The 25768-nt window shown below is 54.8% G+C and carries 27 protein-coding genes; 9 read left to right on the top strand and 18 right to left on the bottom strand.

Annotated features, from left to right (window positions below; all coding sequences use genetic code 11):
• The first annotated feature begins 101 nt into the window (after positions 1 to 101).
• Complete coding sequence (locus tag PUR_RS10825; RefSeq protein WP_232101809.1) at positions 102 to 1397, top strand: MFS transporter; 1296 nt, start codon at positions 102 to 104, stop codon at positions 1395 to 1397.
• Between the two features lie 71 nt (positions 1398 to 1468).
• A complete protein-coding gene (locus PUR_RS10820; protein ID WP_124696008.1) occupies positions 1469 to 2116 on the top strand; it encodes a nitroreductase family protein in 648 nt (215 codons plus the stop codon).
• Between the two features lie 218 nt (positions 2117 to 2334).
• Here PUR_RS10820 and PUR_RS10815 read toward each other — a convergent pair whose 3' ends face one another.
• Positions 2335 to 2532 carry a cold shock domain-containing protein gene (locus PUR_RS10815; RefSeq protein WP_179035250.1) on the bottom strand — a complete coding sequence of 66 codons (198 nt, stop codon included), beginning with the start codon at positions 2530 to 2532 and terminating at the stop codon, positions 2335 to 2337.
• Between the two features lie 167 nt (positions 2533 to 2699).
• Here PUR_RS10815 and PUR_RS10810 point away from each other — a divergent pair, with 167 nt between their 5' ends.
• The 5 genes from PUR_RS10810 to PUR_RS10790 all read left to right on the top strand — a co-directional run bounded on the left by PUR_RS10810 (position 2700) and on the right by PUR_RS10790 (position 6665).
• The gene (locus PUR_RS10810; protein ID WP_179035249.1) at positions 2700 to 2933 is read left to right on the top strand and encodes a hypothetical protein; all 234 of its coding nucleotides are present in this window, start codon (positions 2700 to 2702) and stop codon (positions 2931 to 2933) included.
• A 3-nt stretch (positions 2934 to 2936) separates the two neighbouring features.
• Complete coding sequence (locus tag PUR_RS10805; protein ID WP_179035248.1) at positions 2937 to 3107, top strand: hypothetical protein; 171 nt, start codon at positions 2937 to 2939, stop codon at positions 3105 to 3107.
• 229 nt (positions 3108 to 3336) lie between these two features.
• Complete coding sequence (gene pepF, locus PUR_RS10800; RefSeq protein WP_179037859.1) at positions 3337 to 5127, top strand: oligoendopeptidase F; 1791 nt, start codon at positions 3337 to 3339, stop codon at positions 5125 to 5127.
• A gap of 131 nt (positions 5128 to 5258) precedes the next feature.
• Positions 5259 to 5591, top strand: a complete 333-nt coding sequence (locus PUR_RS10795; RefSeq protein ID WP_124696012.1) for a LapA family protein — start codon at positions 5259 to 5261, stop codon at positions 5589 to 5591.
• A 27-nt stretch (positions 5592 to 5618) separates the two neighbouring features.
• The gene (locus PUR_RS10790; protein WP_179037858.1) at positions 5619 to 6665 is read left to right on the top strand and encodes a M42 family metallopeptidase; all 1047 of its coding nucleotides are present in this window, start codon (positions 5619 to 5621) and stop codon (positions 6663 to 6665) included.
• A 128-nt stretch (positions 6666 to 6793) separates the two neighbouring features.
• Here the strand turns inward: PUR_RS10790 and PUR_RS10785 are convergent, their stop codons facing one another.
• The 11 genes from PUR_RS10785 to hemE all read right to left on the bottom strand — a co-directional run bounded on the left by PUR_RS10785 (position 6794) and on the right by hemE (position 18745).
• Entirely contained in the window at positions 6794 to 7300 is a 507-nt protein-coding gene (locus PUR_RS10785; RefSeq protein WP_232101808.1) for an aldo/keto reductase, read from the bottom strand.
• 48 nt (positions 7301 to 7348) lie between these two features.
• A complete protein-coding gene (locus tag PUR_RS10780; RefSeq protein ID WP_179037857.1) occupies positions 7349 to 8533 on the bottom strand; it encodes a MalY/PatB family protein in 1185 nt (394 codons plus the stop codon).
• 62 nt (positions 8534 to 8595) lie between these two features.
• Entirely contained in the window at positions 8596 to 9171 is a 576-nt protein-coding gene (locus PUR_RS10775; RefSeq protein ID WP_232101807.1) for a tetratricopeptide repeat protein, read from the bottom strand.
• A 36-nt stretch (positions 9172 to 9207) separates the two neighbouring features.
• Positions 9208 to 11148: an ABC-F family ATP-binding cassette domain-containing protein gene (locus PUR_RS10770; RefSeq protein ID WP_179035246.1), complete on the bottom strand. Its 1941-nt coding sequence runs from the start codon at positions 11146 to 11148 to the stop codon at positions 9208 to 9210.
• A gap of 39 nt (positions 11149 to 11187) precedes the next feature.
• Entirely contained in the window at positions 11188 to 11991 is an 804-nt protein-coding gene (locus tag PUR_RS10765) for a DUF92 domain-containing protein (protein ID WP_179037855.1), read from the bottom strand.
• A 34-nt stretch (positions 11992 to 12025) separates the two neighbouring features.
• Positions 12026 to 12649: a fumarylacetoacetate hydrolase family protein gene (locus PUR_RS10760; RefSeq protein WP_179035245.1), complete on the bottom strand. Its 624-nt coding sequence runs from the start codon at positions 12647 to 12649 to the stop codon at positions 12026 to 12028.
• Positions 12650 to 12687: 38 nt separating this feature from the next.
• A complete protein-coding gene (locus PUR_RS10755) occupies positions 12688 to 13419 on the bottom strand; it encodes a glycerophosphodiester phosphodiesterase (protein ID WP_442953836.1) in 732 nt (243 codons plus the stop codon).
• A gap of 177 nt (positions 13420 to 13596) precedes the next feature.
• On the bottom strand, positions 13597 to 15009 hold the full coding sequence (locus PUR_RS10750) for a CapA family protein (protein WP_179035243.1): 1413 nt from the start codon (positions 15007 to 15009) through the stop codon (positions 13597 to 13599).
• Between the two features lie 194 nt (positions 15010 to 15203).
• A complete protein-coding gene (gene hemG / locus PUR_RS10745) occupies positions 15204 to 16685 on the bottom strand; it encodes a protoporphyrinogen oxidase (RefSeq protein ID WP_179035242.1) in 1482 nt (493 codons plus the stop codon).
• Positions 16682 to 17638, bottom strand: coding sequence for a ferrochelatase (gene hemH, locus PUR_RS10740; RefSeq protein ID WP_179035241.1), 957 nt, complete (start codon positions 17636 to 17638; stop codon positions 16682 to 16684). The genes hemG and hemH overlap by 4 nt, the downstream gene beginning before the upstream one ends.
• Before the next feature lie 39 nt (positions 17639 to 17677).
• Entirely contained in the window at positions 17678 to 18745 is a 1068-nt protein-coding gene (gene hemE / locus PUR_RS10735) for a uroporphyrinogen decarboxylase (protein ID WP_179035240.1), read from the bottom strand.
• Positions 18746 to 18965: 220 nt separating this feature from the next.
• Here hemE and PUR_RS10730 point away from each other — a divergent pair, with 220 nt between their 5' ends.
• Positions 18966 to 20192: an MFS transporter gene (locus PUR_RS10730; RefSeq protein WP_232101806.1), complete on the top strand. Its 1227-nt coding sequence runs from the start codon at positions 18966 to 18968 to the stop codon at positions 20190 to 20192.
• A gap of 30 nt (positions 20193 to 20222) precedes the next feature.
• Here the strand turns inward: PUR_RS10730 and PUR_RS10725 are convergent, their stop codons facing one another.
• A complete protein-coding gene (locus PUR_RS10725) occupies positions 20223 to 20870 on the bottom strand; it encodes an O-methyltransferase (protein WP_179035239.1) in 648 nt (215 codons plus the stop codon).
• A 215-nt stretch (positions 20871 to 21085) separates the two neighbouring features.
• On the opposite strand from PUR_RS10725, the gene PUR_RS10720 reads away from it, so the two are divergent.
• A complete protein-coding gene (locus tag PUR_RS10720) occupies positions 21086 to 22243 on the top strand; it encodes a THUMP domain-containing class I SAM-dependent RNA methyltransferase (RefSeq protein ID WP_179035238.1) in 1158 nt (385 codons plus the stop codon).
• A gap of 161 nt (positions 22244 to 22404) precedes the next feature.
• Here PUR_RS10720 and PUR_RS10715 read toward each other — a convergent pair whose 3' ends face one another.
• The 5 genes from PUR_RS10715 to PUR_RS10695 form a co-directional block, all read right to left on the bottom strand.
• Complete coding sequence (locus PUR_RS10715) at positions 22405 to 23229, bottom strand: aldo/keto reductase (RefSeq protein ID WP_179035237.1); 825 nt, start codon at positions 23227 to 23229, stop codon at positions 22405 to 22407.
• A gap of 225 nt (positions 23230 to 23454) precedes the next feature.
• Positions 23455 to 23694: a YuzB family protein gene (locus tag PUR_RS10710; protein WP_179035236.1), complete on the bottom strand. Its 240-nt coding sequence runs from the start codon at positions 23692 to 23694 to the stop codon at positions 23455 to 23457.
• A gap of 51 nt (positions 23695 to 23745) precedes the next feature.
• A complete protein-coding gene (locus PUR_RS10705; RefSeq protein WP_179035235.1) occupies positions 23746 to 24048 on the bottom strand; it encodes a HesB/IscA family protein in 303 nt (100 codons plus the stop codon).
• 91 nt (positions 24049 to 24139) lie between these two features.
• Complete coding sequence (locus tag PUR_RS10700) at positions 24140 to 24391, bottom strand: hypothetical protein (RefSeq protein ID WP_179035234.1); 252 nt, start codon at positions 24389 to 24391, stop codon at positions 24140 to 24142.
• A 139-nt stretch (positions 24392 to 24530) separates the two neighbouring features.
• Positions 24531 to 25733, bottom strand: coding sequence for a M14 family metallopeptidase (locus tag PUR_RS10695; protein ID WP_179035233.1), 1203 nt, complete (start codon positions 25731 to 25733; stop codon positions 24531 to 24533).
• Positions 25734 to 25768 lie beyond the last annotated feature (35 nt).

The raw sequence follows: 25768 nt of genomic DNA, 5'->3' as shown, positions 1-25768 counted from the left end.
ATACTATCCGTATTTCATCTTCAGAGGAGTGCTTACATGAATTTAACCGTCAGCTTATGCGTGCATCCGTCCTTATGCCAAGTATCGGGAGGAATGCAGCTATGAAGCAAAGAGACGGAAGTTTCACCGATCAGAACTGGCTGCGTTCGTTTATGTTCACCATTTACGGAACCAGCGTACTTGCCGTATCCTATTTCCCGCTCTTTTACAGCCATTTGGGATTCAGCAGCGCTCAGGTCGGCTATTTATATTCTCTCGGCCCGCTTATCTCAATTCTCTCCAACCTGTTCTGGAGTATGATCAGCGACCGGCTCGGTACCATTCGAAAAATTATGGTCATCCTGCTTGGCGGCCAGCTCGCCACAGCAGTGCTGCTGTCCCAAGCGTCCGAATTTTCTTCGGTTATGGTTATTTTGTCCTTCTTTTATTTCTTCTATTACCCGGTTTTTCCGCTGTCGGATACAATGGCTATCAAAATCGCGGAGCGGCGGGGCCGGAATTTTATTTCGATACGCGTGTTCGGTTCGATAGGGTACGCTTTCTTTGCCCTATCAATCGGCTATCTGCTTCGAGCGCTCGGCACGTCGTGGAGCGTATATCTATGTATCATTATCATTATAATGTCTCTGTTTACTGCATGGATGCTTCAGGATACGAAACCGGAGAAACAGAACCGGACAACAAATAAATCCGCAATGGAAGACGCACCGCCGACCGGCGTCAAATCGGACGGCTTAAGACAGATTCTCTTTAAAAGGGAAGTTCTCTGGTTCTTCGGCTGTGTATTTGTGCTTGCCCTGGGGCACCGGATGAATGAGGCTTTTCTGACGGTAAGCATGAAGCAGCTCGGAGCCGGGGCGGAACTGATTGGCTGGGCGCTGCTGTTTTCAGCCCTAAGCGAGATTCCGGTATTGTTTCTGCTGGGAAAATACGGAGACCGTTTCAAGGAGCTGCCTCTGCTCGCTTTGGCCAGCTTGATGTACGCCGTCCGGTTTCTGCTCATGTCGTCCGTTCACGATCCGGGCGGAATGATTGCCATTCAACTGATGCACAGCATCACGTTCGGAGTCTTTTATGTAACAGCCGTCCGCTATATTACGCGCATTATTCCGGATCATCTGCGGGCGACGGGAATGGCTATCTTCACCGTCATCTGGTCGAGCGTATCTGGACTGCTCAGCGGAACGTTTGGAGGGATTATTTTTCAGGAAGCGGGACTTGCGCCGTTCTATCGGATAGCGATGCTGCTCTCTATCGTTGCCTGTGCCGGTTTTTTTGCAAAATATTGGGTTGATTCGGACAGCGAGTCCGCGCTTGTTCCATGGAAACGGCTCGGCCGGGCGAAGCGTCCGGAAGCGCCTGCTTCACATACCCCTGCCGATGCTTCTCACCTGTAAGAAGTTACGTTATAATAGACTAAGCAGCAGGTGTTAGTACCTGGTAACAATATTGGAAGGGGCATTCCGCAATGACTTTTGACGATTTCAAGCAGTTGGCTCAGTCCCGCCGCAGTATCCGGGATTTCAGCGAAGAAGACGTACTTCCGGAAGACGTAAGGGATATTATCGACTGCGCCCGCTTTGCTCCCAGCGACACCAACTCGCAGACCTGGGAATTTATCGCCGTGATGAACCGCGACAAAATTAAAACGATCGAAGCCTTTACCTGGAAACGGCTGGGCGAAATTGCGGCTGCGGCGGAAACCCGCGGACTGGCACGGGAGGCCAAGCTGATGGTGAAGTCGTTCGGCCCCTACGCGACTGCTTTCGGGAGCGCTCCGGCGATGATTATTTGCCTGGCCACCCCCTACACTTCAAAATTCCGGGAACGTATCTTTGACCCGCTCGAGTTCGGCAGTCCGGAGATCTGGGCAGAGGAAGGAATCAAGAGCAGCTGCCTGTCCGTTCAAAATCTGATGCTCGCCGCACACGCCAAAGGGCTTGCTACCTGCCCGATGACCGGACCCGTACTGCTGGCGGAACAGGATCTTAGAGAATACTTGAACATTCCCGAGGACCGTCAGATCAATATGGCCGTTGCGCTTGGACATCCCGTCGTTCAGCCAAAAATGATTGCGCGCAAAGAGATCGATGAGATTTTGACCATTGTCGAGTAAATCCCGCAAAACGCAGGACACAAAAGGGCCCCGCTGTCTCCTTCAAGAGACTGGCGGTGCCCTGATTTTTATATTTCTATCAAACTCTAGAAGCAATAAAAAACACAGCTCCCATTCGAGAACTGTGTCTTGAGTTATACGTTGTTGGATAGCGCCTTAATAAAAGCTTACCATATCAAGTATATTCAGAGCGAAGAGTTAATCCCTTCCGCTTTGTATTACAGTTTAGTTACGTTAGCAGCTTGGGCTCCACGATTGCCTTCAGTGATATCGAATTCAACAGCTTGACCTTCTTCCAAAGTCTTGAAGCCATCTCCTTGGATTGCGGAAAAATGAACGAATACGTCTTCGCCGCCCTCAACTTGGATGAAACCGTAGCCTTTTTCTGCGTTAAACCATTTTACTGTACCTTTCAAGTGAACAACCTCCTAAAAATACCGCCATATATGGCGAATATCTACATTATACTTTACTCTTCCGGGCAATGCAATCCATCTTTTACTTGAGCGTGAATTATTTGCTTTTCCCTTCCCCGGTGCGTTATCATTTACCCAAAACCAAATATCGCCAGGGTGGGACTACTATGATCAAAAAACACGAAATATACAAAACGGACAAATGGAATATGATGACTGTTGAAGTCCAGGGCCGCTATATCATTCTCCGGGAAATATCGGACCAATGGGGCGAAGAAACGCACACTTTCATGAGCCGTCCTGCCATGATGCAGTGGGTGAATAACCGGTTCAACAAGGAATCCTATAAAGATAATCAGGAAGAGTATAATCGCATCATTGAAGCGTTCAAGCAGGTGTAATTGGTGAACAACGAGAGTCTTGCAATTTATGTCGTCGCCGTCCTGTGTCTGGGAGCCGTGCTGATTATGGGCAAGGACCGCCTTGCCCCCAAAATGAGAAGGAGCATGGCGCTTATCACGGTTATTATGATTGCGCTGGCGTTTGTTTTCGTCATCATTGACTTGCTGACCTGACACTTTAACGAGTTCACGGTTGGCAAACAGCGCAGAAATAGATTCATAATTATGGATTGCCGGGGAATACTAGGCGGACCTTTAGTTTAAGGAGGCCGCAGCCATGCCATTCGCCGCCCGATCTCTTTCACTGCTGCTCGCGCTTGGCCTGCTGCAGGGGGTCTTGTCCTCCGCCGCGGCCGGACGGCAGCCCGCGCAATCATCATCCCATCTATTAAGGAGGATTCCCATGGAACAATTATTGAAGAGAAACGAAGTGCCTGTCGAGAACCGCTGGAAGCTTGAAGATATGTTCGCTTCACAGCAGGAATGGGACAAAACTTATGATCAAACGAAGCAGTTGATTGAGGAAGCCTCCAAATTCCAGGGCAAATTGAGCACTGCTTCCGCGCTGAAAGAATGTTTTGAACTGGACGACGAATTGTCGCTCAAGACCGAGCGTCTGTATGTATACGCCCATATGCGCCAGGATGAAGATACCGCCAATCCGGTCTACCAGGCGCTGTCCCAGAAAGCGAAGAAGCTCAGTGTGGACGCTGGGGAAGCCCTCTCCTATGTGACGCCGGAAATCCTGGCGCTGCCCGTGGAGAAGCTTGACGAGTTCATCGCCGATCCGGCGCTGTCGGAGTACACATTCACGCTGACCGAAATGAAGCGCCAAAAGGCCCATGTCCTGTCCAAAGCGGAAGAAGCGCTGCTCGCGCAGGTCGGCACGCTGTCCCAGGCGCCGCAAAATATTTTTGGCATGCTGAACAACGCCGATCTTAAATTCCCGAAAATCAAGGACGAATCCGGCAAGGAAGTCGAACTGACCCACGGCAGCTACATAAAGTTCCTTGAGAGCCCGAACCGGGAAGTCCGCAAGAACGCCTTTACAGCGGTTTACGAAACGTATGCCAAGCAAAAGAACACGATCGCCGCAACACTGAGCGCCAACGTGAACAAGAACGTCTTTTATTCGCGAGTGCGGAAATATCCTTCCGTGCTGGAAATGTCGCTGTTCGGCGACAATATTTCCAAAGAGGTCTACACGAATCTCATCGATACGATCCACGAGAGTCTGCCGCTGATGCACCGTTATATGAAGCTGCGCCAGAAACTGCTCGGCGTGGATGAGCTCCATATGTACGACCTGTTCGCGCCGCTGGTGGACGAATACAAGATGGATATTCCTTTTGCCGAAGCCAAAAAAATCACGAAGGATGGCCTCAAGCCGCTTGGCGAGGATTATTTGAAGGCGCTCCAGGAAGGCTACGACAACAGCTGGATCGACGTATACGAGAACGAGAACAAGCGCACAGGAGCTTACAGCTGGGGAGCCTACGGCACGCATCCGTATGTGCTGCTGAACCATAACGACAACCTGAACAGCATGTTCACGCTGGCGCATGAAATGGGGCACGCCCTTCACTCGTACTATTCGGATAATACGCTGAAATACCGTGACGCCCAATATACGATCTTCCTTGCAGAGGTGGCTTCCACAACAAACGAAGCGCTGCTGATGCATTATTTGCTGGAAAAATCGACGGATAAGAAGGAAAAAATGTATCTGCTTACCTATTACGCGGATCAATTCCGCACAACGGTGTTCCGGCAGACGATGTTCGCCGAGTTCGAAAAAATCGTTCACGAACGTGCCGAGCAGGGAGAATCGCTCACTCCGCAGGATTTGTCCGCCATCTACTATGATCTGAACCTCAAATATTATGGCAAGGACATGGTCGTGGATAAGGACATCGAGATGGAATGGGCGCGGATTCCGCATTTCTATAACAGCTTCTATGTCTATAAATATGCGACGGGCTTCTCGGCGGCCACCAGCTTCTCCAAACAGATTCTGGAGGAAGGCAAACCGGCGGTTGACCGATATCTCGGTTTCTTGAAGAGCGGCGGCAGTGACTATTCGATCAATATTCTGAAAAAAGCGGGCGTTGACATGTCTTCGCCTCAGCCAATCCGCGAAGCTATGAGCGTATTCGAGAATGTGATCGAACAGATGGAACAGTTAACTAAGTAAAACGTGTGCCCCAAGGCGTTTTCGGTTGCAAGTCCATGTCGTCCCTTGCCCCTTTTTGGGGTAAGGGATTTTATAATGTAAAGCGGCCCCTAGATCGGTGGTTCGCAAATTGCCCGAGGAGGAAGTTTATTATGAGAATGCAATGGTCTATAATTTTCGGCCTGATTTTTGCGCTGCTGATTGCCCTTTTTGCCGTCATTAACGTAGATCCGGTTCAGGTGAACTTCGGTTTCAGCATCGTATCGCTCCCCTTGATTCTGGTTATACTCAGCTGCGCGCTGATCGGCGGGGTAATTGTGGGCTCGTACGGTATTTTCCGCCAGTACAAGCAGCAGAGAAAGATCAAATCGCTGACTGCCGAGCTGGCGCAGGCGCAGGAAAGAATTGCCGGCCTTGAAGCGGCAAACACAGCGGTTACGGTACCCGACAGCCCCCTTTCCGAAGGAACGACCACGTTTAATTGATAATAGACAGGAGGACCCCCTTTGCCAATCCTTACGATTCAGCCCAATGAAGATTACATTCTGAACACTCTGAAAAAACTGCTGGAAACGCCGAGCCCAAGCGGCTTCACCCATGCCGTTCTGAAGCTCGTCGCCGAGGAGGCTGCGGCGCTTGACGTAAACATGTCCTGGAACGAAAAAGGCGGACTTATCCTGAGTGTAGACGGTCTTGATCCTTCCCGCACCGTCGGACTGAGCGCCCATGTCGATACACTCGGGGCGATGGTCCGTTCCATCCGTCCGGACGGCACTCTGCGACTGACCACCGTCGGCGGCTTCACGATGTACAGCATCGAAAATGAATACTGCGTTATTCACACGCGCAGCGGAAAGACCTATACCGGAACGATTCTGTCGACGCGTCCTTCCGCCCACGCCTACCCCGCCGATGCCCGTGATATTAAGCGCGTGGAAGAAAATATGGAGGTCCGCATTGACGAAGTGGTCTCAGGCAAGGAAGATGTGCTGAAGCTGGGAATCGCCGTGGGCGATTTCATCTCGTTTGACGCCCGGCCCGTGTTCACGCCAAGCGGTTATATCAAGTCGCGCCATCTGGACGATAAAGCGAGCGTCGCCGCCCTGCTCGGCCTGCTGGAAAGCATCAAGCGCGAAGGCTGGAAGCCGCTCTACAACCTGTCTCTGCTGATCTCCAATTATGAAGAGGTCGGCCACGGCGCGTCCTGGATTCCCGGCGAAATCAGCGAGCTGATCGCCGTCGATATGGGCGTCCTGGGCGACGATTTGAGCTGCAAGGAGACCGATGTATCCATCTGCGCCAAGGATTCCACCGGCCCGTACGATTATACGATGACCGGACGGCTGATCGAGCTGGCTCAGGGCCTCGGCATCCCTCATGCGGTCGATATTTATCCGCATTACGGTTCCGACGCCTCCGCGGCGCTTCATGGCGGCGCCAATATCCGGGCCGCGCTGATTGGCCCCGGTGTTCATGCATCCCACTCCATGGAGCGTACGCACAAGCAGGCCGTATTCAATACGGCCAAGCTGCTTGCGGCTTATGTGGGAGCGAACTGAAAGAAATCCTTAGAGACTGCTGAAGGCTGCGGTATAGCGGAATTTAATTGAACTCCAGCAAGCCGGCGTCCGGGTTTTCCGGGCGCCGGCTTTTTGCGCGGTTATTTCCTGTCATTGACTCGACTCACTCAACGTGCCATCGCCTTCATCTGTTTTATTGTCGAAGGCGCCATGAAATCCGGACCGATCGGTTCAGAAATCGTCTGCCGGAGAATTTGATCGATTTCCTGCATATCTTCATCCGTCAGATGCCAGCCGTCGATTTTTCCCGGCGTCTCGAGCTGCTCCGGATGCCGCGCCCCCCGGAGAGCGATTCCGGTGCCCGGTTGATCGAGCACCCATCGAACGGCCAACTCGATCATCGATCTGCCGTATTTTTCCCGGACCAGCCGGGTCAGTTGGTCGACCGCCGCCAAATACTGACCGAATCTGGGCTCCTGGAATTTCGGGTCCATCCCGCCGCGCATATCGACACCCTTAAACTGCCGGTCCAGCATCATTGAACCGGAGAGCAAACCGCGGTACAGGTTGCTGTACAGAAAGGTCGTCACCTTTTCCTGCTGGCACCATGGCAGCACTTCTTCCTGCGCTCCTCGTTCAAACAAACTCAGCGTGGTTAATAAAAAAACCTGCATACCCCCGTAGGGATGTGCAGGCTTATTACTTTTTGAACGGATCTCAAATTATTTGACGGGATAAGCTGCCGCCGCAGCGCAGAAACGCTCCAGAGCAGTCTCCAAAATCGACCTCGGGCAGGCCACATTGATCCGCAGATAACCTTCCCCTTCGCTTCCGTATACCGACCCTTCATTGAAGGCAACGCCGGCTTCTTGATACATCAGCTTTTTGAGTCCTGCTCCGTTAAGGCCCAGCGCCCGGCAGTCGATCCACAGCAGGTAGGTAGCCTCGGGTTTCATGACTTTTACTTGTGGCAGGTGCTCTGCGAGATACGAGGTAGCGTAGTCGATGTTGCCGTTGATGTAGGAGATCAGCTCGTCGACCCACTCAGCGCCTTCGTTATAGGCCGCTTCAACCGCATCCTGGGCGAAAAAGCTGGCCATGTGCAGACTGAGCGCTTTGATCCGCGTCTCAAATTTCCGCTTGATTTCCGGGCTCGACGCCACGATAAAAGAGGAATGAATGCCGGGCAAATTGAAGGTTTTCGTTGGAGCCAGCGCCATCAGCGTAATGTCCGACAGTTCCTTGGACAGCGAAGCGAACGGAATATGCTTGTACCCGGGCAGCGCCAGATCGCAGTGGATTTCGTCGGAAACGACGGTGACTCCATACTGCAGACATAACTCCCCAAGCCGCAGCAGCTCCTCGCGTTCCCATACCCGTCCTCCGGGATTATGCGGGCTGCACAGCAGCAGCAGCTTGGCGCCGCCCTTCATCAGCCCCTCCAGCTGCTCATAGTCCATCTCATAGCGTCCGTTTCGCAGCACGAGCGGATTGTCTGCAACTTTGCGGCCGTTCATTTTGATGACATCATAGAATGGATAATATACCGGCGATTGCAAAATAACCTCGGCTCCCGGCTCGCTGAACAGCTCGACCGCAAGGCTGAGTGTAGTCACGATACCGGGCGATTGGGCGATCCAATCCTTGGATATCTCCCAATCATGTCGGCGGCGGAACCATCCGACAATCGACTCTATGTACGAGCTGCTGGGGACGCAGTATCCGTAAATGCCGTGCTCGGCGCGGCGAACCAGCGTTTCTTTTACGGCCGGAGGACTCTCGAAGTCCATATCCGCCACCCACAGCGGCAAAATATCTTTGTTACCGAACAGTTTTTCCGCCTGATCCCATTTGTAGGAATGCGTATTGCTACGGTCCAGGACACGGTCAAAATCATACTTTGTCAATGCACTCACCCCATCTTTAAGTTATCGTATTTTCTTTATCCGCCGCTTCCATTATTCCTCTCTTACCAGATCAAGTCGAGTTTATCGGCATAGAAGTTAATGGCACGGGCATATTCGGTAATACCTGGATCGCTTGATGTATCTGCAAGCAAATGCAGCAGGATTCCCATTGCCTGGTCATTTTGCCGCAAATTGTACAGCGTCATCGCATAGAACACCTGAAATTCTTTGTGCTCCGGATAATTTTCGATCGCCTGCCTCAGCACATTCTCCGATTGTTCGTATTGGCCAAGCGTTCGATATGTACTGCCCAGTCCCAAAAGAGCGCCAGGTCTCCATTTATCGGCCAACCCGGCAGACAAGCTTTGTTCATAAAAAGGAACGGCGGCGCTCTCCAATCCCAGTACATCATGTGTCCAGGCGATTTGATAGAGCAATTCGGCGTAGAACGGGTCCTGTCCGTTCATTGCTTTCTCCGCTCCGGTTTCGGCTTCGTAAAGAGCTTGCCGAATGGACGGATTGTGTCCGGCAGCCATGATGCTTTCATATTGCTGAAGCAGCAGGAGAAGCTTATCCTTCGCCGCTTCAGCCCGCCCTTCTTCGCGCAACCGAACCGCATCGTCAAGCATCGATCGCATAAATCCGCCTCCTTCGTTATTGCGCGAACGGACCCGTTACGATTTGTTTGCGATCTTCTCCGCCAGTTCGTTCAAGTACGTCCAGCGCTCCATCAGCCGTTCAAGTTCAGCCTCGGCCGCGCGCTGCTCTTCCACCAATTCCTGCAGCTTCGCGGAATCGGCAAAAGCCGCTTCCATCTGCGCCGCAATGGAGCCTAAACGCTGCTCGGCCTTCTCGACGAGACCGTCGATCTCTTCATACTCCCGCTGTTCCTTGAAAGAAAATTTCAGCTTTTCCCGGGCCGGCGCCTGAGCGCTGTTCCCTTGGGAAGATTGACCGCTGTCGCTCCGTTTGGGCGCCGCATCCTCTTTCCCGACGGCTGCTGAACCGCGGGCCGGCGCGTTCTTGGCCAGCCACTCTTCATACTCGCTGTAATCGCCGACATGAACACGGATCCCCCCGTCCTCAAACGCGATGATCTTGTCCACCGTCCGGTCCAGGAAGAACCGATCATGCGAGACAGTCAGGACGACTCCCGGAAATTCATCCAGATAGTCCTCCAAGATAGCAAGTGTGCCGATGTCCAGATCATTGGTCGGCTCGTCCAGCAGCAGCACATTGGGAGCGCTCATCAGTACGCGCAGAAGATACAGTCTTCTCTTCTCTCCGCCGGACAGCTTCGAGATTGGCGTCCACTGCATTGCGGGCGGGAAGAGGAACCTCTCCAGCATCTGGGCCGCGGTAATGGCGGTGCCGTCCGCCGTACGCACGACCTCCGCCTCTTCCTTGATGTACTCGATCACCCGCAGTGAAACGTCCATGTCTTGATGCTCCTGGGTAAAATACCCCAGCTTCACGGTCGGACCCAGCACAACCTCGCCGCTGTCCGGCTGAAGCTTGCCTGCTATCAGGTTCAGCAGCGTCGATTTGCCGCTGCCGTTCGGGCCGACGATGCCTACGCGATCCTGGGGAACGGCGATATAGCTCAAGTTCTTGATGAGTGTCCGTCCGCTCCGGGACATCGTCAGATCCTCAATTTCGAGTATTTTCCGTCCCAATCTCGTCGAGGCGGCGGAAATCTCCAGCTGGCTGCCGGAGGATACGCCCTGCTGATCCTTCAGCTTCTCGAAGCGGTCTATTCTCGCCTTCTGCTTCGTGGACCGGGCCTTGGCGCCGCGCCGAATCCAGGCCAGCTCGCTGCGCAGCAGATTCTGCCGTTTCTGTTCGGAAGCGGCTTCCCGCTCTTCGCGTTCGGCTTTCAGTTCAAGGAAGCGGGAATAGTTCGCTTCATAGCGGAACAGCCGTCCCTGATCCAGCTCCAGCATAACACCCGCCACCCGCTCCAGAAAGTAGCGGTCATGGGTAACCATCAGCAGCGCGCCGCGCCGCTTCTGCAAATACTGCTCCAGCCAGGCGACCGAGGATGTGTCGATATGGTTGGTGGGCTCGTCCAGAATGAGCAGCTCCGACGGGGTAATCAGGGCCGCCGCCAGTGCGACCCGCTTGCGCTGTCCGCCGGAGAGCGACTCCATGCTCGCGTCGAACTGCTGGATGCCAAGCTTGGACAGCACGCTTTTCGCTTCGCTCTCCAGATGCCAGACTCCCGCGGCGTCGATATCCTGACCTTGGCGGATCAGCTCTTGCTCCAATTCGTTATTGCCCGGATCGGCTTCCAGCCGGGCCGTCGTCTCCATGTACCGCCGCATGACGGCCAGCTCCGGATTGTCCCCGGCGAATACCTGCTGAAGCACGGTATATTCAGGGTTATAAGGCGGGTTCTGCGCCAGAAATTGTACGCGCACATCATTGCCGATGGCGATTTGCCCCTCGTCGGGACTTTCAAGTCCGGCGATAATCCGCAGAAGCGTCGATTTGCCGGTCCCGTTCACGCCGATGACGCCGATCTTGTCACGGTCTTCCATTCCAAAGGATGCGTCCTGGAACAGCACTTTTTCTCCGTAGCTTTTGACAAGGTGCTCCACGGTCATAATATTCATGGTTGTTGTTCGCCTTCCCTATATATTTGAAACTGATAATCAAATCAGCCTGCCGATCAGCAGCGCCACAGCTCCACCGGCGATTGAGCTGATCGCGTTCACGGTATCGTTGCTCATCCACCGCCAGCCTCTGGCATGCACGGTAGGGATGCCACAATGGACCTCGCTTTCCACCTCGCGCCCGCATACGGTGCAGCGGTTCATCTTCTGAACCGTTGCGCCAAGCAGGGAATCGGCAAAAGCGCCAACGAATCCTCCGAAGAGGCCCGCTGCCGCCAAGGCAGTGAAAGACTGCCCTGTCATTCCCGACAGCTGCTGAAGAATCCACGAAGCCGCGCCGATGATGACGCCGCCCGCCGCTGCCGCAAGTGTGCCTGGAAGCGAAACGCCGCCGGATGCCCCGGTCGGAAGCTTTCTGCCGGTCAATATCGAGCGCGGCGGCTTTCCGCTCAAGGTGCCGATTTCTGTCGCCCAGGTATCTGCGGTCACCGTCGCCATTACGCCGACGAAGAGCAGTTCCCACGCAGACTGAGGATTAAAGGCGTTCAGCAGAACAAGCAGCATGCCGAGGCCGCCGTTGGCGAATACCTGGCCCGCGTCCCGCCTGCCCGTCTTCGCGTACGACCGTTCCAGCTCCTCCTTGTGCTCGGCTCTGAGTTTCGACAGCAGGCTGGAGGAGATGAAAAACAGCAGCAGTATCCCGAACCAAAAAGCGTTGCCCGCTCCAAAATAAATAGCGCCCATGACCACGGCGGCAAGCGTGCCGGAGAGGCTCAGCGATCCCTTGATATACGCGGCTCCGGCAACAAACAATGCGCCCAAGATGCCGATTACCCACTGCATGGCTTCAGCTCCAGTAATATGTCCCAAGATCCCATTAGCCGATCAGGCAGGTGCCCATCAGCCGATCGCCCCAATACAGCTCGAACGTATCGCCCGGAAGGGTTGGACCGACGCCTGCAGGCGTCCCGGTAAAGATCACATCGCCTTTGCCCAGCCCGTAGCGAGTGCCGATAAAGTCCACAATCGTCTGCAGCGAAAAGATCATGTTCTTCACATTCCCTCGCTGTACTTCTTCCCCGTTCTTGCGGACCGTAAAATCGGTATTTTCCAGTTCTTCCTTGGAAGGAAAAGCGATGTAAGGGCTCAGAGGCGCAGCATTCCGGAAACCTTTGGCTGGGGTCCAGGGAAGTCCTCTTTTTTGCAGATCGTTATGGATGTCCCGAAGCGTGAAATCAAGCCCCAATGCCATGGTATCCACCAGCTCTTCCACGCTGATGCCCGGAACGTAGTCGCGCTCGATGCGCAGCACAAGCTCCCCTTCATAATGCACCTGTCCAGAACCCTGAGGCAGCTGAATGGTTTTTTTGTCGAGAGGAACGGCGGCATGGGACGGCTTCAAAAAAATCAGCGGTTCTGCCGGCACTTGGTTGCCGAGCTCCTCCGCATGGAGTTTATAGTTTCGTCCCACACAGTATAAGGTCTTTACAGCAGCGCACATTGACATTCAGCTCTCTTTCCACTGGATTTGTTTATCATTCATACTCCCAAAAACGTATCGCCCCATACATCCGGACGGTTCGTACATATCATTATATCAGAATGCATGTCCGCAAGGCGACGCATCTCCTTCGCTTTGTTCACCGTCCAGGCCATGATTTCCACTCCGCGGGCCGACAAAAATCGGGCCAATCCTGGAGACAGACGGGAAAAGCCGATGGACAAAAAAGAACAGTTCAGGTCCCGCACACGCCCGGCCGGATCGCCCCACCTTGAATCAAAGATCAGTCCCCGGCGGACAGCGGGATCGGCTTCTTGGCATCTGCGCAGCGTCCCGGGATCGAAAGAGGTCAGCACGACCTCACCTGTCATCCCCTTGGAGGCGAGCAGGTCTGTGACCGTCTTTTCAATGCCGGGATACAGGTTGCCTGCATTCTTCAGCTCGATATTAAGCCGCAGCCGTTCTTTGCACAGCTCCAGCACTTCCTCCAGCGACGGAATCTTTTCGCCTCGGAAAATACGGCTCTTCCACCCTCCGGCGTCGAGCCGCCGCAACTGGCTCCAATCCATATCCTTCACTTTGCCGTGGCCGTTGGTGGTGCGGTCCAAACTGTAATCATGGATCACAACGGGAACCCCGTCTCTCGTCAGCTGAACATCGATTTCAATCCAGGATACATACGGAAGTTCCATCGCCATACGGATTGCGGCAAACGTATTCTCCGGAGCCTTGCCGGAAAACCCCCGATGGGCGACGCACAAGTTGTTCATCATAGAGCAGCCCTCCCGTAAAAATAGCCCCGCATAAGGTCCAGCCGGCTTCGAAGCCTGCCCAGAATCTTTGCGGGGACCCCGATTAACGAATAAGTTGCTTTATGGTTTCCAATCAATCTAAAAAGCGGATTACTTCCTTGTCAAAGGTCAGCACGTAGTCAACAGCTAATTCGGTTAACGCCTGGCGTCCGTTACTCTGCCCTCTTCGTCGACCCTGACTTTGCCGGCAGACAGCGATTCTATCCGCTTCAGCAGCTTTTGCCCATCGGGTGCGCTCATCGGCACCGGCTGGCCCAGTTCGGCGTCGACAGGCGATAACTTCATCGAGCATTGTCCTTTAACGCTGCATTCGGCCTGAAATATCGCCGTTTCCCAGGTGCTCTTCGAGGTTGACCTTGTAAAAATAAAGTTGCCCGTGCTGTAGGCGATCCACTTTCCTTTATACGGCTCAAGACCTTGAAGGACATGGGGATGTCCACCGATGACAATATCCGCCCCGGCGTCGATAAAACTCCTGCCCAGCGACTGCTGAACCGCATTCGGCTCATTCATCCGTTCCTGTCCCCAATGGACGACAACGGCGACAATATCCGCTTTCTTCCGGGCTTCGGCTATCGCCTTAAGCGCCGGACCGCTGTCGTAAACGGAGGCTACACCGGGCTTGCCTTCTCCGGCCGCCCAGCCCGCTTCGGGCATGACCCGCGTAAAGCCGAGCAGGGCGACGGTTATTCCTTTTCGGGTAAAATATTGCGCCGAGTACGCCTGAGCGGCGTCCACGCCCGCTCCGACGAACGGAATGCCTCTAGCGTCCAGATTATCCAGCGTATCCCGGAGTCCCTGCTCGCCCATATCCAGCGTATGGTTGTTCGCCAGATTGACGGCGTCCACTCCAGCCGCCTTCAGCGCATCCAGAGCCTCTGGAGTCGACTTGAACACATAGGTCTTGTTCGCCTCAGCGCCCCGGACAGTGACGGGCGTTTCCAGATTGACGACCGACAGATCGTCCTTCAGGAACAGGCCGTTCAGGCGGGCGTACGGATAATCGTAGCCCTTCTGCTTCAGCAGCTCGCCGACCTTGCCGGCAAAAATGACGTCTCCGGCAAAATTCAGCGTCACCGTGCTTCCGCTTCCCTCCTGTCCGGCAGGCAGCCCGACTGTCTGGTCCCCGGATCCATCGGCAGCGGGGCTGCTGTCAAGGGCCGGGCTGGAAGCTTCGGCGCTTGCCGAGGCCGAGGGCGCCGCGCTGCCCGCGCCTGCTTCGGGTAACGGCGACGGCGTGGCGCCAGTAGCCGCTTCCGGCGAAGCGGACCGCAGCGGCTCCACGGATGGAGCGGCCGACGCTCCGCCAGCGGCTCCAGGCTCCGCGGAGGAGCCGGTTCCCGCTTCCACCGATGCCTCTGGCGAAGGCGAAGCCAACCCCGCTGCGGATGGAGGAACGCTTCCGCGGCCCTCTCCGTTGTAGAAGAAATAAAATAGCATAACCGTAATCAGCAACAGCAGACTGATGTTGATCCATGACCAGATGCGGTTTCTTTTCTGTTTTCTGGTCGTTTTGTTCCTTTTTCTGCTGGATCTAGGGGAATACATTGGTGTTCGGGCTCCTTTTCCTGCTAAACTCGCTCTATTATATCATATCTATCAATCCTCCCCGAAAAGCAGGAATCTGGCCTATAGAGGCCGGACGTTCACTCAAAAGCCGCAAAAATAAACGGCGAAGCGCGGGCTTAACCCTCGCTTCGCCGTCATTCCGACAACATGCTCCGATGATAAAAGTATGAAAATCAGTTCCCTTGAAGGCCTTCGGCTGCCGCCTTCGCCGTCAACTTCGCAAATTTGATGCAGTCCGGCATGCCGATGCCGTCATACCCTGCGCCAAATACATACACACCCGGAAGAATGGCGCCCAGGTCGCTCCGGAGTCCGGCGATTGCCGAAGGATGTCCGACAGGATACTGCGGCATTGAGTCCGGCAGACGCGTAATTTCCGTGAACAGCGGCTCCGCCGTAACACCCATAACCTCGCGCAGATCCTTGCGGACCAGTTCTTCCAGCGCAGCGTCCGGCAGCTGGACGTTCTGCTCGTCCCCCGCACGCCCCACATAACAGCGCAGCAGCACTTTGTCCTCTGGACTTGTATGCAGCCATTTCACCGAAGTCCAGGTGCAGGCCGTAATATTGCGCCCTTCCTTGCGGGAAACGAGAAAGCCCGAGCCGTCAAAATTGCCGTCCAACTCATCGCCGGAAAAGGCCATAACCACGTTCGCGACCGACACGTAATTCACCGCGTCCAGCGCAGATACATCGACATGAGGCCGCAGCAGCTCGGCCGCCGTGAAGTTGGGCACCGTGATATAGACGTCGTCCGCAGGCAGCCGCTCGCCGGTGCCCAGTTCCACCGCGTATCGCGGCTGCGGAGAATCCGGCAACCCCGGAGAGCCTTCCTTAATATCGGCCGTTCCGGCGAAGGTATCGGCAATCCGGTCGTGAATGGCCACAGCTGCGGCTTCCGTGCGCTGCTCCACATCATGCAGCTCATGCACAAGCGTGTGGACGAGGCTTTGCAGCCCCTGACGGAAGGTTAGGAACATGCTCTTTTTCGTGCCGGTATGCGTTTCCTGGGGCTTCCTGCCCGTCAACATGCCGCGAATCAAGCTGCCGTACTGCCGCTCCATCTCGCCGAACTGCGGAAAGGTCGCCTGTAGGCTGATTTTGCGCATATCCGCCGCATAAATACCGGCCAGCAGCGGCTCCGTCAAGTTCTCCAGCACCTCAGTGCCGAAACGGCGCTCAATCAGCTCTCCAAGCGGCTCGTCCTCCTCCGACCGCCGGGGAGGAATAACAAAATCCATCAGCGCCCGCAGCTTGCCGGGAAAGGAAATGAGCCTCGTCCCTATAAAGGGCTTAAGATCCGTCGGAATGCCCAGCACAAGACCGGCCGGCATTGGATGCAGCTTGCCCCGCTGCAAAATATACGTTTTTTTGGCGTTCGGATTCGTCGTCACCAGCTCATGATCGATCTCCAATTCTTTCGCCAGGTCGCTCATTTCCTTCTTGCGGGCCAGAAATGAATCGGGTCCTTTTTCGATAACGAAGCCATCCTTGTGCAGGGTTTCGATTTTCCCTCCGAGGCTGCGCTCTTTCTCGAGGATCACGATCTCCGGCTGAACTCCCGCTTCCTTATAATATTTGCGGACATAGAAAGCGGCGCTTAATCCGCTGAGACCTCCGCCGATAATGACGACCTTGCGTGAAGTTCCGCTCATTGGCGTCCCGCCTTCAGTTCGACCGCCCGGGTCCGCACCACGTCGCTCAGCACCGCTATATAGGCCGGGTCGCTATTCAGCGATTCGATCCGCAGCAGGCGCATATCCAGCTCGGCCGCAATGGCCTGTGCTTCGATATCCAGATCGTACAGCACCTCAAGATGGTCGGATACAAATCCGATCGGGGCGGACAGCACGTATTCCACCTGTTCCTTGCTCAGCTCGCGGAGCGTATCAAGAATATCCGGCCCGAGCCACGGCTCTGCCGTTCTTCCAGCGCTTTGCCAGGTGAACTGCCAAGAGGTTACGCCTGCCTGTTCTGCAATCGCCTTCGAGGTTTCCAGCAGCTGGTCCCGGTACGGATCGCCCATGGCGAGAATCCGTTCCGGCAGGCTGTGGGCGCTGAAGAGCACCCGTACGTCTTCCCGTTTCGCTCCCGCTTCCTCATACTGATCCAGCCTTGCCGACACGCGGCGGCTGAGAGCGTCAATCAGCTGCGGATGAAGATGGTAGCTTTCCACAAAGACCATTTGGATGCCAAGGCTCTCCGCTTGTTCTTTGGCGCGCTTTATGTAGCCTCCGACGCTCATGGCGGAATAATGCGGCGCAAGCACGATGCCTACCGCCTGCTTGATTCCGCCCTCCGCCAGCCGATGCACCCCGTCCTCGATGAACGGATGAGCGTGCTTCAGCCCCTGGCAGCAAATATATTCGATATCTTTATCCTCATTATCCCGGTTCAGCGCATCCTGAAGCGCCACCGTCTGACGGTCCGTATTTTCTCGCAAAGGGAATACGCCGCCTACGATCGCTTCATAGCGGTCCTTCAGTTCCTTCAGCTGTTCAGCCGATGGCGGATTGCCGCGCCGGATATGCGTGTAATAAGACTCAACACCCTCCAGGCTTTCGGGAGTGCCGTATGACATGACGAGTACACCGATTTTCGTTGTCACGTATGGATCACCTCTTAGCGATTAATGATGAGCGGATATTTAAGAGCGCGGTCTTGCGGCTTTCCGGAGCGCCAGCGCTTCCTTGGAATAGCCGTGGATGAACTCCGTCAATTCACTCAGCTTCTCCAGCGACGCCTCGGGGAACAGACCGTGTCCGAGATTGAACACGTAGCCGGACTCACGGATGCCTTCGTCAATAAGCGCTTTGGCGCGCTCCTTGATCAGTTCCATCGGAGCGGTCAGGATATAAGGATCAAGATTGCCCTGCACCGCGAATTTGCCTCCGGTTCTGCGGCGGCCTTCATCCAGCGACACCCGCCAGTCTAGTCCGATCACATCCGCTTGAAGTCCGGAAAGAGTGGGCAGCAATTCTCCCGAACTCACGCCCGGAAAATAAATTTTGGGCACATCCAAATCGGATAATTCGGCAAAAATACGGGAGACCGTCGGTAGAACGAAGATTTCGAAATCCCGGGGCGACAAAGCTCCGACCCAGCTGTCGAACAGCTGGAAAGCCTTGCCTCCGCTGCGGACATGAGCACGCAAATAGGCGATGACCATATCGCCGAGCTTGTCCATCAGCTTCGCCCATACGCGAGGTTCGCCATACATGAGTTCTTTGGTTCGGATATAGCTTTTGGAGGGTCTGCCTTCAATCAGATAGCTGGCGATCGTAAAGGGCGCGCCGGCAAACGTAATCAGCGGCACCTGAAGCTCCTTGTCCAGAATCGCGATCGTTTCCAGAATATGGCCGAGATCGCCTTCCACGTCCACCGGCCGCAGCCGCTCCACGTCGGCAGCGCTTCGGATCGGCTGTTCGATGACAGGACCGATATTTTTGACAATGTCGAACTCGACGCCGATGGAAGCCACCGGATTCATGATGTCGGAGTACAAAATGGCCGCGTCAACGCCCAGCTTTCGCACCGGCATCATCGTAATTTCCGCCGCCAATTCGGGCTGTCTGCTGATTTCAAGCAGCGAATATTTTTCCTTGATCTTCCGGTATTCGGGATCGTAGCGGCCAGCCTGCCGCATATACCATACGGGGACGTGCTCCGTCTCCTGCTTCCTGCAGGCGCGGATAAATGTATCGTTATAGGTCATGATAAAGTCTCCATATGTTTTTAGAATGTTTTTAGATAAAATTTTTCTCAAAATATATTATGCCCTTTTTAAAAGAATGTAACAACCGTCACACCTTACAAGGCATGACAATTCCTTGACAACGGGCGGAATCCGTCTCAAGTTGCACAGAAAAATATGGTATACTTTTGGAATGTCATCTTCGTGAACTCATTGAATTTTGAAAGGATGTGAAAGCACATTGAAAAAATGGAAAACTTGGGAGACTTGGCAGATCAATCTCTATGTGCTTTGGTTCGGACAATTTCTGGTCAATGCCGGGATGACAATGATTACACCGTTTCTGTCGCTCTATCTGGCCAAGGACCTCGGTGTGCAGGGAGATGCCGTCGGGATTTGGGCCGGTATTATTTTTTCCGCCAACTTTATGACTTCGTTTCTATTTCAGCCGCTGTGGGGATCGCTTTCCGACAAATACGGCCGTAAAATCATGCTGCTTCGCTCCGGCTTCGGCATGGCGATCGTCATCACGATGATGGGCTTTGCGCAGACGCCCTGGCAGCTGCTCCTTCTGAGGCTGCTCAACGGCACCATCTCCGGCTTCAATCCCGCCTCCATCTCGCTTGTCTCCGGCACGACGCCGAAGCACCGGATGGGCTTCGCCATGGGTCTGATGCAGTCCGGCTCCGTTGCCGGAACGATTCTCGGGCCGCTGATCGGCGGACTGCTTGCGGACTGGATCGGATTCCGTCCGATTTTTTACGTGATCGGCTTGCTGCTGTTCATCGCTTCTCTGCTCGCCCTGTTCCTCGTCAAAGAGACTTTCAACCGTGAGGAAGCCGCCCATAAGCCGCAGGTATCCACATTCGAAGGGCTTAAGGATCTCATCAAGGTTCCGCAGCTTCCGGCGCTGTTCGCCGTCACCTTTCTGATTCAGTTCGCCATGATCAGCCCGATGGCCCTTCTTCCGCTCTATGTCGAGAGGCTGCATGGGACCGCTGTCAACATCGCGTTCTGGGCAGGGGTCGTCAGCGCTGTAACCGGAGTCTCGAATATGATCGCCTCGCCGGTCCTCGGCAAGCTGAGCGACAAGGTCGGCGCTCACCGGATTCTGACCTACGCCCTGATCGGCGCTTCTCTGTTCCTCATTCCGCAGGCGCTCGTTGACAGCGTCTGGCAGCTCATTCTCGTCCGATTTCTGATGGGCGTCTTCATGGGCGGGCTGCTTCCGAGCGTCAACGCCTTGATTCGTTCCTATACGCCGGACGGCAAGGAGAGCCGGGCCTTCGGCTTCAACAGCAGCACGCTGGCCCTCGGCAATATGGCAGGCTCGCTTATCGGCGGCTTCATGGCCGGCTACATCGGCATCGAAGGTCTGTTCATCGTCTCCGGCTGCATGCTGCTGCTCAATACGGTTTGGGTTCGCTTCATGTTGTACAAGGCTACCCCGATAAGGCTGTTCCGTTAAAATGCGGCTTAAGGCGTCCGGCCGATCTTGTTATTTCACCATCGCAAGAGCTAGCCCGTCATAGGCGGGCAGCAGCGTGCTGGTCAGCCGGCTGTCGCTTGCGATCATTTCGTTGAAACGGCGCATCGCTTGCACCGCCGGTCCGTTCTTGCCCTCGTTCAACGTGCGGCCGCGCAGGAAGATATTATCTCCGGCGATGACCGCTCCCGGATTTGCCAGCCGGATCGCGTACTCCAAATAGTTCGGATAATTCTCCTTGTCGGCGTCGATAAAAAAGAAATCAAAGGTCCGGCCTTCTTCCTGGAGGCCTGCCAGACTGTCCAGAGCGGGTCCCGTGCGGTATTCGGCAATGCCGCCGAACCCCGCCCGCTCCAGATGGCGGCGCGCCATATCGGCATATTCCGGCTTCAGCTCCAGGGAGGTCATCGTTCCGCCCGGAGCCAGCCCCCTGGCCAGGCAAATGCCGCTGTAGCCGCCGAGCGCTCCGATTTCGAGCACACTTGCCGAGCGGGACAGCGAGACGAGCATGCCCAGCAGCCTTCCGTAACCCGGAGCAATCGACACTTCGGGCATACCGCTTTCCCGGATGGCTTCTTTTACCGACAGCAGAAGTTCATCCTCCTCATAGAGCTGCTCGCTGTATTGTTCTTGATTAAAGTATTGGTCCTGATTAAGCATGTCTGATCTCCTTTATCATCACTTTCTTTATCTTGAAGTTGGCATCCGGCATTCCCGGCCGAAAGGGGACGTTGTGATGAGTCCTTCCTTCGCCTATACTTAGAAAAGTACAAATTTTCGAGAAACGGGTGCCGCACCTATACCTACGGACAAAATGTTTCTTCTCGATTGTAACGGCATTACGCACATACCTACAAGCAACGGAGTTGAGATTCTTGAGCAAATTGCAGTTGATTGCCACCGCCCCGATGGGATTGGAGGCTATCGTCGCACGCGAATTAAATGAATTGGGTTATGAAACGACTACCGAGAACGGCCGCGTTCACTTCAGCGGGGATGTCATCGACATTTGCCGCTGCAACCTGTGGCTGCGCACCTCGGACCGGGTGTTGATCAACATGGGACAATTTCCAGCCAAAACCTTCGACGAGCTGTTCGAAGGCGTCAAGGCAATTCCCTGGCAGGATTGGATTCCCGAGCATGGCGAATTCCCTGTAGAGGGACGCTCGCACAAATCACAGCTCAGCAGCGTTCCGGCCGCGCAGGGCATCGTCAAAAAAGCGGTCGTCGAAAAGCTGAAGCAGTATTATCGCACCGACTGGTTCTCCGAGAACGGGCCGAGATACGTCATCGAGGTCACGCTGCTGAACGACATCGCGCTGATTACGCTGGACACAACCGGTCCCGCGCTGCATAAACGGGGCTACCGCAAGCTGATTACGGAAGCGCCGATCAAAGAGACCATGGCCGCCGCGCTGCTGAAGCTCAGCCGCTGGAACGGCAGCCGCCCTCTGTACGACCCCTGCTGCGGCTCGGGCACGTTTCTGATCGAAGCGGCCATGATGGCCTGGAATATCGCGCCCGGACTCCGGCGCTCTTTTCCGTCAGAGCATTGGCCGGCGATCCCAGAGGATGCGTGGCAGACCGCCCGCGAGGAAGCGTTCGACGCCGTGCGCGACGACTCTCCGCTGCAGCTTGCCGGCAGCGACATCGATCCGAAGGCGATCGAAATCGCACAGGCCGCCGCGAAGAGCGCGGGTCTGTCTGGCGAAATCGCCTTCTCCGTCATGCCCGCCTCCAAAGCAAGGCCGGAGGGTGAATACGGCTGTATGATCACCAATCCCCCCTACGGGGAGCGGCTGAGCGACGATAAGGAAGTGGAGAAGCTCACCCGCCAATTCGGGCAAATGATGCTGCACCTGCCTACCTGGTCGTTCTTCGCCATCAGTCCTTCCAAGCAGTTTGAGCACCACTTTGGCCGCAAGGCGGACAAACGGCGCAAGCTGTATAACGGACGGATCGAGTGCCAGTATTATCAGTACCTCGGACCACTGCCTCCAAGAGCGCCGAGGAAGGACACGGATGCTACTTAGTCAAACCGAACCCGTCCGGACGAGATCGGCAGATAATCGCCGGTTCATTGATTTTGTCTGACGAAATACAGGCAGGCTGCGGTTTTCCCGCAGCCTGCCTGTTTCTTTTTGCAATAGTCCGTCGTTTCATATTCTCTAATGCCGTCCCACCTGCCGACTTCTCAGAACTCCAGCTCGTCCGGATGTCTGCCGATGCGTTCTCCGGTATCCAGAGTGTCGATGGCGTTCATTTCCTCCTGGGACAGGTTGAAATCGAAGATTTCGCTGTTCTCCTTAATACGGGAAGGCGTTATGGATTTCGGAATCGTGACGATGTCATGCTGCAGTTCCCAACGGAGGATGACTTGGGAGACCGATTTACCATGCATGCGCGCGATAGATGCCAACGTTCCGTTATCCTGGAGCTGTCCTTTCATAAGCGGCGCCCAGGCTTCAATCTGGATATTGTTCAGCAAGCAGAAATCATGCAGCTGCCGCTGTCTCAGACGGGGATGCAGCTCTACCTGGTTTACTGCCGGAACGGTATTGCTGTCTTTCATCAGTGACTCCAGATGATGAATCTGGAAATTGCTGACGCCGATTGCGCGGACGCTTCCTTCTTCGTGCAGACGTTCAAGCGCGCGCCACGTTTCCTTGTATTTGTTCACTCCCGGCCAATGAATCAGGTATAAATCGATCACATCAAGTCCCAGCGCCTCCCGGCTCTTCTCAAAGGCAGCCAGCGCCCGGTCATAGCCCTGATCGTCATTCCATATCTTCGTTGTGACGAACACGTCTTCTCTCTTCAGACCGCTCGTCCGAATGGCCCGTCCCACTTCATGCTCGTTCCCGTACAGAGAGGCCGTATCAATGGCCCTGTAGCCCAGTTCAAGCGCGGCCGTAACCGCCTTTTCCACCGCATCGCCTTCCGCTTTATACGTTCCGAGACCAAAGTATGGCATGGCAACGCCGTTGTTGAGCAAAGTGGTACCCGATAATTGCTTCATTCGTTTAACTCCTTTCTATGTACACGCTCGATTTCAATACAACAAGGCTATTATATCACGCTGTACTTTTCTATCAAAAACGTTCCGAGATTGCAAGGCGCAACGGTATTGTTGTATCGTTCCCGAAACTAAAAAGCCGTTTTCGCAGCTTGATCTGTGAAAACGGCCTTATCCATGCGGCGTTCTTCAAAGTCTGTTGAAGCCCGCACCATCTATATAATAATTCTACTCTTTTATAACGGGGTGCTTAACGAAGGGCTCCGCTTTCTTCAATACCTCGTCTTCGGTCGGAGCGCTCACATAGCGGCCGTTAATATAAATGAACGCACGCTTGCCGCACGGACCGCAGTAGGACTTGCAGCCAATTTTGATCTCGGCGTCCGGCGCCATTTTGCGAAGCTTTGGAAGCACGCTCTTGATGCTCATATGATTGCATTTGTCGCAGATGCGTATATCGTTAGCCATTGCTGTTCCCTTCTTTGCGATCCGATCTGTCCAAGCCTGCCATGGGCCGGATTAATGGTCGCCGTGATTGCCCTGGGAAGGATTTGTAATGACAAAGCCTTCCTGCGGAAAATACAGATAATCGACCTTTACGCCGTCGAGCAGCGGTTGGCCTTTCTCCAGAATAACGTCGATGTCCTTATCCGTTGGAATAATCTCGTCATTCTCCTTAGGCGTGTCCAAATCAAGACCATAATGGGCATGGTCGCCATGGGAGTGGGTAATCAGCACCCGCAGCTTCAAATCCTTGTTTTCTTCCAAATCTATTTGCTTCTTTATGACTTTAGCCGCGTTGCGGGTAATTTTGACTTTCATGATCCGTCCATCTCCTGACAACTGGATTTAAATACTCAGTAATCTATTTTAGGGAAAATAGCCGTATATTGCAACCGTCAAGCTTCAAATTTTATTTCCCACGGTGCAGTGACGGGTATTTGCGATCCATTCTGGAAACAAACCAAGCCATCAGCAGCATCGATACGCCGATATCGTCAACCGGCATAAAGGGCATGACATCGGGGAGCGCCCAGTACAGCGCGACCGGAATCGTGAACAACAGCTTGTCCCCCATTGCAACCTGAGGAGAAATTATATACTGCCAGGTGCCTCTCAGCACTTTGGACCAGCTTTTCAGCGACAGCAGCTTCTTCAGTTTCACCTTCGGCCTCCTTTCCGTAAAACCTTTACTTCTTCTTTGATTGCAAAAAGGGTATGGCCGTTTAACAATATTACGCGAAGTTACGGCCATACCCTCTACAATAGATTACGCAGCTTTCCTGAAAATGTTTCAATCTCTTTCACCCGGATAAAATGGACGCCAAAATGCGCCCCGTTTCCAAAGCCATATCCTCAAAATCTTCAAGCGGGAGCGGATTTCTTCCCAGTCCCAGTTCCACTGTGAATCCCGGCTTCCGAAATTTCATAATGAACCAGTCCTTAAAACCGGCGTCACTCTCCGTCAACGCGACTGCCCGGTAGCCGCCGGCCTGCGCCAGACGTTCCGCGAGCTCCAGGCTCTCCGGCGGCTCATATCCGCGGTAGTTCCAGTAGATCTCCTGACCCTGGCTGTGGAGCGATACCGCCGTATCCGCTGGGGATTTCTCGCACAGCGAGACGAGCGCCGCGGCCTCCGGCTCGCTCAGCGGCGAGGGGCCTCCGTAGTCTCTTGGAGAAGGCCCGGTGATTCCCCGTCGCGACCGCTCCTCTTCCCAAAAGGCCGGGAACTGATCCCCCAGGTCCACGCCCCGGATGTTGGCCTTCCAGTGGCGGAAGCTGCGGCGCCCGCCGTTCCATTCCGCAAGTTCCCGGCGGTATGGATGTCCTGGGCCGGCTCCCTCCTGCACCAGTTCCACGCCATCGGGGTTCGCCATTGGAACAGCCCATACCGTCCAGTTGCTGAACCAGTCCGCCGGGCTGTGACCGTTCCATTTCCGGCCGTTCGCGTAGGCCTCGGCATACTGCTCCAGAAAGGACAGAAGACACGGCGAGGTCAACCATTCATTGGCATGGAGCGCCGCGTTCACATGCAGCCTTCGGCGGCCGCTGCCGATCCGCAGCAAATGAAGCGGTTGGCCAAGGACGCTTTTGCCTATCGTGTCAGCCCAAATAAACGGATATTTGGCCGTCAGCAGGTTGATATCAGCGTTCAGTTCTCCAGGCCCATACTCCCCGCGCAGTTCCACGATCGCCGTGCCTTCGGACGGCGGGATAACCAGCGTTGTGCCGGGCGTGCAGAACCCGTCCGGAAATATTCCGGGGTTAAGCTTTATCAGCGATTCCATGCCTACTCCGTATAAAGCCGCCACCTCCCGCGCAGATTCCCCTTCCTGCGCGACATGCCGTCTGCGCTGGACGGAAGGCAGAAACAGCACCTGTCCGGGGAAGAGATAAGGCTGGTCCGCCGCCCAGGGGTTGCCCTGGATCACATGCCCCGGAGCAAGTCCGTGCGCCGCGGCAATCCGCGCCACGGTATCTCCTTTACGGACAATATATTGAAGCATACCCCTCATCCTCTCCGCTGCTTTTCTAATGATGG

Source organism: Paenibacillus sp. URB8-2 (genome assembly GCF_013393385.1).
In the GTDB taxonomy this organism is placed as follows: Bacteria; Bacillota; Bacilli; order Paenibacillales; family Paenibacillaceae; genus Paenibacillus_AQ.
The sequence above is the reverse complement of the archived record's forward strand: the minus strand, read 5'-3'. Positions and strand labels throughout refer to the sequence as shown.